The organism is Paenibacillus puerhi (genome assembly GCF_009846885.1).
Taxonomy (GTDB): domain Bacteria; phylum Bacillota; class Bacilli; order Paenibacillales; family NBRC-103111; genus Paenibacillus_G; species Paenibacillus_G puerhi.
In genome coordinates, this window is the sequence record NZ_WUWM01000022.1 from 128240 (window position 1) to 134765 (window position 6526).

General features: G+C 57.6%; 4 protein-coding genes and 1 pseudogene. All 5 read left to right on the forward strand.

Annotation, left to right across the window (positions count from 1 at the left end):
* Positions 1–57: 57 nt before the first annotated feature.
* Positions 58–1503 carry an extracellular solute-binding protein gene (locus GSF01_RS19585; RefSeq protein ID WP_159886977.1) on the forward strand — a complete coding sequence of 482 codons (1446 nt, stop codon included), beginning with the start codon at positions 58–60 and terminating at the stop codon, positions 1501–1503.
* 214 nt (positions 1504–1717) lie between these two features.
* Positions 1718–2788, forward strand: a complete 1071-nt coding sequence (locus GSF01_RS19590; protein WP_159886978.1) for a 7TM diverse intracellular signaling domain-containing protein — start codon at positions 1718–1720, stop codon at positions 2786–2788.
* On the forward strand, positions 2789–5023 hold the full coding sequence (locus GSF01_RS30215) for a hybrid sensor histidine kinase/response regulator (protein ID WP_159886979.1): 2235 nt from the start codon (positions 2789–2791) through the stop codon (positions 5021–5023).
* A 60-nt stretch (positions 5024–5083) separates the two neighbouring features.
* Positions 5084–6238: a BTAD domain-containing putative transcriptional regulator gene (locus tag GSF01_RS19600; protein WP_159886980.1), complete on the forward strand. Its 1155-nt coding sequence runs from the start codon at positions 5084–5086 to the stop codon at positions 6236–6238.
* A gap of 151 nt (positions 6239–6389) precedes the next feature.
* A pseudogene (locus tag GSF01_RS19605) lies at positions 6390–6526 on the forward strand (IS5/IS1182 family transposase); the annotation flags it as partial.

Here is a 6526-nt window from a genome sequence, read left to right on the forward strand (position 1 = left end):
ACTATAGGAATCCCATGGTATACTGTTGCTTAAATACATGTATAGGAGCGGTATACATTGCTACGCAGAAGGAATAACTTCCAGGAACGATACGACCTGTTTCTCCAAGAATTACGGGATGAAATCGTCAGCGGAAACCTCCAGCCCGGGGAGTATATATTGCCGGAGAATACGTTAAGCGTCAAGTATGAGATCAGCCGTGTGTCGATCCGCAAGGCTTTGACCGAGCTGGTGGAAGAAGGCTTGATCGAGAAAATCGCCGGGAAGGGCAACCGCGTCAAGCCGCCGGACCTGGACCGGGCGCCCGTCACGCTGCGGCTCGCCTGGTTTTCCAGCTCCTACGAGATCGACATTGTCCGCCGCATCCTCTCCGCCTTCGAGCAGAAGCATCCTTTCGTGAAGGTAGAACTGCTGCTCCTTCCCGAGAACGGATATACGGAATCCTTGATCCGCTCGATGGACCAGGGACAAGGTCCCGACGTGTTTATGATGTCCGACCTGCATTTTCGGGAATGGGTGGAGGCCGGCAGGACGGATGAGCTGTCCGGCTATGTGCCGAAAGGGCTGCGTCCCGGCGAAACATGCTACGACCAGGTGTTCGATCTGTTCAGGCAAGAAGACCGGCTGATCGCTGCGCCGTTTATATTTTCCCCGGTCGTTATTTGCTTCAACCGGTCCATATTCAGAGCGAACGGCCTGTCGGAGAAAACACCGCTTCAGGATTGGGCGGATCTACTGCGGGTGGCCAAGGCTTGCACCCACGATCACAATGGGGACGGCCTCATCGAGCAGTACGGCTTCTGCTTCTCCTCCTCGACCAACCGCTGGCCCGTATTCCTGCTTCAGAACGATGGGGAGATCATGGCAGCCGATCGCAGCCGCTGCACGATGGCCAGGCCGGAGAACATCGAGGCGCTTGAATATTGCACCTCTCTGATGTACAAGCATCAGGTGTCGCCGATTTACTCGCATGGCAGCAGCCACTTGGCCGAGAGCCTGTTTATGAAGGAACGGGTAGCGATGATTTTGACGACTTATTATTTTATGAATGAATTCCGCGATCACTCGATTGAATGGGATGTTCTCTCCGTTCCGGGACAGCGTAAGCAAGCGACGCTTCTGCTTGGAGGGGGACTGGCTGTGCATGCGAGAAGCGGGCACAGCCGCGCCGCCCAGCAGCTGGTCGATTTTATGACGGGAGTCGAGGCCCAGACGCTGTTGAAGAAACATGGCTGCACGATCCCGGTGCTCCGGTCTGTGGCCGAGGACGACAGTCTGCTGAACCCCGAGATTCATCCGCGTCACTATAACCGTTTTGTGGACGTTCTGCCTTATGCGCGCCCGCTTCATAGTCTTAATCTGGAGCAGCATGAAATCCATACCTTGTTCGACGAGCTGAACCTCCTGTGGGCGTCTATGGAAAGCCCGGAGGAGACCTGCCGCCGGATCGAGGAGACCTTCAACCGAGGCTTGAAGGAAAAGCAGCAGCCCCTTTCCACCTAGCAGCAGCCGGGAGATCTTGCTGAACACGCAGGGCTTTGAAGTTCATACGCTTCATATTCGAATCCAGGAATCGTACCTTCGCGATTCCTAGCTATGTAGGCTAAGGCCGGGACTTTCGTCCCGGCTTTTTCGGTTTTTATTTCCTTCGTTAAAAGGTTTTTCCTACAGGGTGTCGAAATGGATGGAGGAATAAAGTGGATAAGGAGGCGCGCCGATGAAAAAAGCACTTCCGATCGCTTTTGCCGTCCTGTGGGTCGCAGCGGTGTTTGCCGTTATCTACTGGTACACTCCCCGTTTTCCTGCTGCTGGAGAAGGTCCGGCCGGGGTGAAGGGAGTGTTGGATTTGCGGGGGACGAACGGATCGGACCGGTTGATACGCCTTGACGGAGAGTGGGAGTTTTACAGGGGGAAGCTTCTTTCGCCGCAGGACTTGGCCGTATCAGGCGAAGAAGAGTTGACGGCGGCAGACCGGACCCGTGCCAGCTGCTGCAAGGCAGCTGGGCCGGGGGGAAGTACCCCGGCTGCCGCAAGCGGGTTGGAATACGTCACCGTTCCGGGAAAATGGGAAAATTACGCCGGCGCAGCCGGCGATAAGAATGGCAACCTCGGCTACGGGACCTTTCGGTTGAAAGTTAACATGGATAAACCGGCAGCTTCGGTCTATGGCATCAAGGTCCACAACATACGGGCCTCCCACCGGTTGTTCATTAATGGAGAGCCTGTCGGAGGCAGCGGCGTTCCAGGTACGACGGCAGCCAGCACGACCCATAGCAATGTGCCGTATGTCCGTTATTTCCCGATGGCCGGAAATACGCTGGATATCACGGTGCAAGTGGCCAATTACCGCTTCTATACGGGGGGGATCGCGTTTCCGATTCTGCTGGGTACGCAGGAGCAGATTCAAGGGTTCCGCGACTACTCGATAGGCCGGGATATGATCGTGTCGACCGGATTCTTTCTGCTGGGGCTTTACTTGCTGGTCTTGTTCAGGATGAGAAGGACGGAGCGTTCCTGGCTGTATTTCGGACTTTTCACATTGACGGGCTGTGTATATGCGATGACCCAGGGGGAGAAGCTGCTCTCGGCTTTACTGCCGTCGCTTTCCTACGAATGGTTTACCCGCATTCAGTTCGGCTCGGGCATCAGTACGGAAGTGTTTCTGCTGATGTATGCGCATACGCTACTGCCGAACCGGATCCCCCGCTGGGTTGTCAAGCTCTGCGTGGCAGGCGTGGCGGTTCGGCTGGCGCTCGTGCTGTTGACGCCTGTTCAGGTGTTTTCGTAGATGGAACTGGTGACTTCGATCTTATTTTCTACGACGATTCTTTACATTGTGGTCTTGCTGCTGCGTGCCGTAGCCCAGGGTGTCGAGGGAGCGGTCCCTATGGCGGCAGGAGCGCTCTTCATCTTGCTCTCCGCCTTCTGTCTGCATCTGCAGCTCTTCGGCATTCTCCAGACCGGGTCGCTGCTGCCGCTGGGGATACTATGCGCGGTGTTCTCGCAGGTGCTGCTGCTCTCCAGACGATTTACCCATGCGTTCACGACCAGCGAGCATCTCGCCGCGCGGCTGCTGGCCGCAGACCGGACGAAGGACGAGTTTCTCGCCAACACCTCGCATGAGATGAGGACGCCGCTTCACGTGATGATCAATATCTCGCAGTCGCTGATCGACGGAGCGGGCGGGAGGCTGAACGAATGGCAGGCTGCCAATATGGCTCTGGTCGTTTCGACCGGGCAGCGGGCCGCACTGCTGCTGCAGGACATTCTTGATCTGTCCCGGCTTAAGAACGGGGGGCTGCTGCTGCGCCGCCGGCCGCTTGCCGTCCGGCCCGTCGTCCGGTATGTCCTGGAGCTTCACCGCTATCTGATCAAGGATAAGCCGGTTCAATTGACCGAGCGTCTGTCCGACGAACTTCCGCTGGCGGAAGCCGATGAGGACAGGCTTGTCCAAATCTTGACGAATCTGATCGGCAATGCGCTGAAGTTTACGGCCAAGGGAGAGATAGGCGTGACCGCCCGGGTAGAAAATGGCTGGCTGGCCCTATCGGTACGGGATACCGGCATCGGCATACCTGCCCGGCGCAGGGAGCGCATCTTCGACCCGTTCGAGCAGTTGAACCAGCAGGAGATGTCCGCGCATAGCGGGGCGGGCCTCGGTCTGCCTATTACAAGGCGTCTGGTCGAGCTTCACGGGGGACAAATCCGGGTAGAGTCTGAGGAGGGCGTCGGCTCGACCTTTACGTTTACGCTTCCGGTGGCGGAAGCAGGCGAACAGGCCGGGGGCAGCGCGGCGGCGTCCGCGGCTCAGGCTAACTCAGTCTTCCGCTCCCGGTCGGAAGAGACGGCTGCTGCTGCCGCTGTTCCGATGGTCCCGCTGCTGGCGGGCCAAGGGATGCCGGCTGCGGAGCGGCTCGCTTTGCTGCCGTTATTCCCGGCCGCAGCGGATAAGGAGATGGCTAAAGTGCTGATTGTCGATGACGATGCGGCCAATCGCCAGGTCTTATTCAATCTGCTGTCCGTAGAAGCTTGCCGAGTGACGCTGGCGGAGAGCGGGGAAGCGGCCCTTGACCTTCTGGAGGAAACGTCCGCCGGATTCGATCTGGTCATTCTCGACTGGATGATGCCCGGGATGACGGGACTTGAGCTGTGCCGGCGCATTCGCCGCAGCCGAACGTTATTCGAGCTGCCGATTCTGATGCTGACGGCTCGAAGCCGGCCGGAGGATTTGCTCGCTGCCTATGACGCGGGCGTCAACGATTATTTGGCGAAGCCTGTGGAGGCCGGAGAGCTGAGAGCCCGTATTCGCTCGCTGCTCGCTATGCAGCGTTCGGTTAGCGAATGGGTGCAATCGGAGCTTGGGCTGCTTCAGGCCCAGATCAAGCCGCATTTTTTATTTAACGCGTTGAATACGATCCTGGCGGTAAGCGATGTCGATCTGCCGAAAGCGCAGGATTTATTGGCGAAGCTGTGCTTTTATTTGCGCAGCAGCTTCGATTTTCAGAATCAGAACCATGCGGTCCCCCTTGACAAGGAGCTGGAGCTCGTTCGCTCTTACCTGCATATCGAGCAGGCGAGATTCGGCAAGCGGCTTGCCGTCGATCTGCAGTACGACGAGAGACTGAGGCACAAGCTGATTCCCCCCTTAACCATTCAGCCGATTGTGGAAAATGCGGTCCGGCACGGCCTCATGAAGCGTGAGGAGGGGGGAATGATCCGGCTCCGCGTGCAGGCGGAAGGGGAAGGGTTCATCCGGATCACTGTCGAGGATGACGGCGTGGGGATGACCGAGCAGCAGATCGATCGGATTGGAGGCCGCCGTGACTTCGGCAAGCTGGCGGACTATGAACGAGACGACGCCCCGCAGGAAGAAGCAGGCGATACCCGTACGGGAGTCGGACTGGCCAATGTGCAGCGCAGGCTGCTTCATCTGTATGGCGAAGGGCTGCGCATAACAAGCCTTCCCGGACAAGGAACCTCCGTGAGCTTCCGCATAAGCGTGGCAGAAGATGTCCGTGCTTGAAGATGGCCGCGGTCGGCAACGCTGGGGACATGACGATAAATGGAAAGGAGCTGTGAGCCTATGATCAGGGTCATGCTGGTCGATGATGAGGAGCCCGCCCTTCAGCGGCTCAGCCATCTGATTGCGAAGCATACGGACCTTCAGGTGATCGGACAATTTACCAAGCCCTCGGAAGCGCTGGCCGCTGCCCCGGAGCTCCGGCCGGATGCCGCATTTCTGGATATCGAGATGCCCGGGATTAGCGGACTGGAGCTGGCGGAACGGCTGATGGAGCAGTGTCCGGGTATGGAGGCGGTTATGGTAACGGCATTCAGCGACTATGCGCTGCAGGCATTCCGGGTCCATGCGATCGACTATCTGGTAAAGCCTGTTGCTATTGAAGAGCTGGTGTCTTGCGCCCTTAAGCTGAAGACAAGGATAGGACATCGCCTCGCGGCAAGCGCACAGGCGCCGGCAACGGCGGACGCGGCCGTCCTGTGTCTAGGGGGACTGGAGGTTTTTGCCCCGGAAAGGCAAGGGCCGGTTCGTTTCTGGACGACTAAAGCCGAAGAGTTGTTCGCTTATCTGCTGGTCTATCGAGATACGTCGGTGCCCAAGTGGGATCTTTGCGAGCTGCTATGGCCGGATTATGAGCCGGATAAAGCGGAGCAGAGTCTGCATTCGAGCGTGTACCGGTTGAAGAAAACCTTCGAGAAAACCGGCTTTCCGCTAAAGCTGACCTCACAGCGCGGCAATTATCGCCTTACGCTGCCGGAGGACTGCCGGTGCGACCTGGACCGTTTTGAGCGGGCGGCAGCGGCAGTCGGCGAGATCCATGCAAGCGAAACCGGGACAGGCAGCTCCGCTCACGACGCAGCGGAAACGGCGGTTCAGTCCTACAGGGGGCCGCTGTTCGCAGGCAAGTCGTATACGTGGTGCGAGCCGTACAGGGAGCGGCTGCAGCGGACCTTCGCAACGCTTGCCAAGCAGCTGGCCGAAGAATATGCTCTGGCTGGTAAGCGGCAGGCTGAGCTGGATGTTCTGCACAGGCTCACGGAGGCGGTGCCTTACGATGAGGATGGGCAGGAGCGGCTGCTGAAAGCGTATGTGCGCAACGACGATCGCGCCGCCTTTCTGCTGCATTACCGCAAGGTGGTACATATCCTGCACGAGGCCTTCGGGCTCGAACCGGGAGAAGGGATACGTCGTTTGTACGAGCAAGTTCAAAAAGGCTGAAGCCAAAAAAAAGCGGAAAGGACCGGTAACGGTTCCTTTCCGTCAGGCTGTCGAGAAAGTCTCGACAGCTCTTTTTATTTGCGCGTAGTTTAAGACGACACCGCGTTAATATGGTATAATATAGATAACAATTAATGGACGGTGATCAGTTATGCTACGAAATTCCAACGGTAAACAAACTGCCTACGAATTCGTCTCCATCGAAGATCTAGTGCCGAAAGATCACATGCTGCGCAAGATCGATAAACACATCAGCTTTGAGTTCATACGGGAAAAGGTAAAGCCTCT

Coding starts and splice junctions, on each gene's coding strand:
- GSF01_RS19600 (WP_159886980.1), top strand. CDS start 5,084: ATGATCAGGGTCATGCTGGTCGATGATGAGGAGCCCGCCCTTCAGCGG.
- GSF01_RS19590 (WP_159886978.1), top strand. CDS start 1,718: ATGAAAAAAGCACTTCCGATCGCTTTTGCCGTCCTGTGGGTCGCAGCG.
- GSF01_RS30215 (WP_159886979.1), top strand. CDS start 2,789: ATGGAACTGGTGACTTCGATCTTATTTTCTACGACGATTCTTTACATT.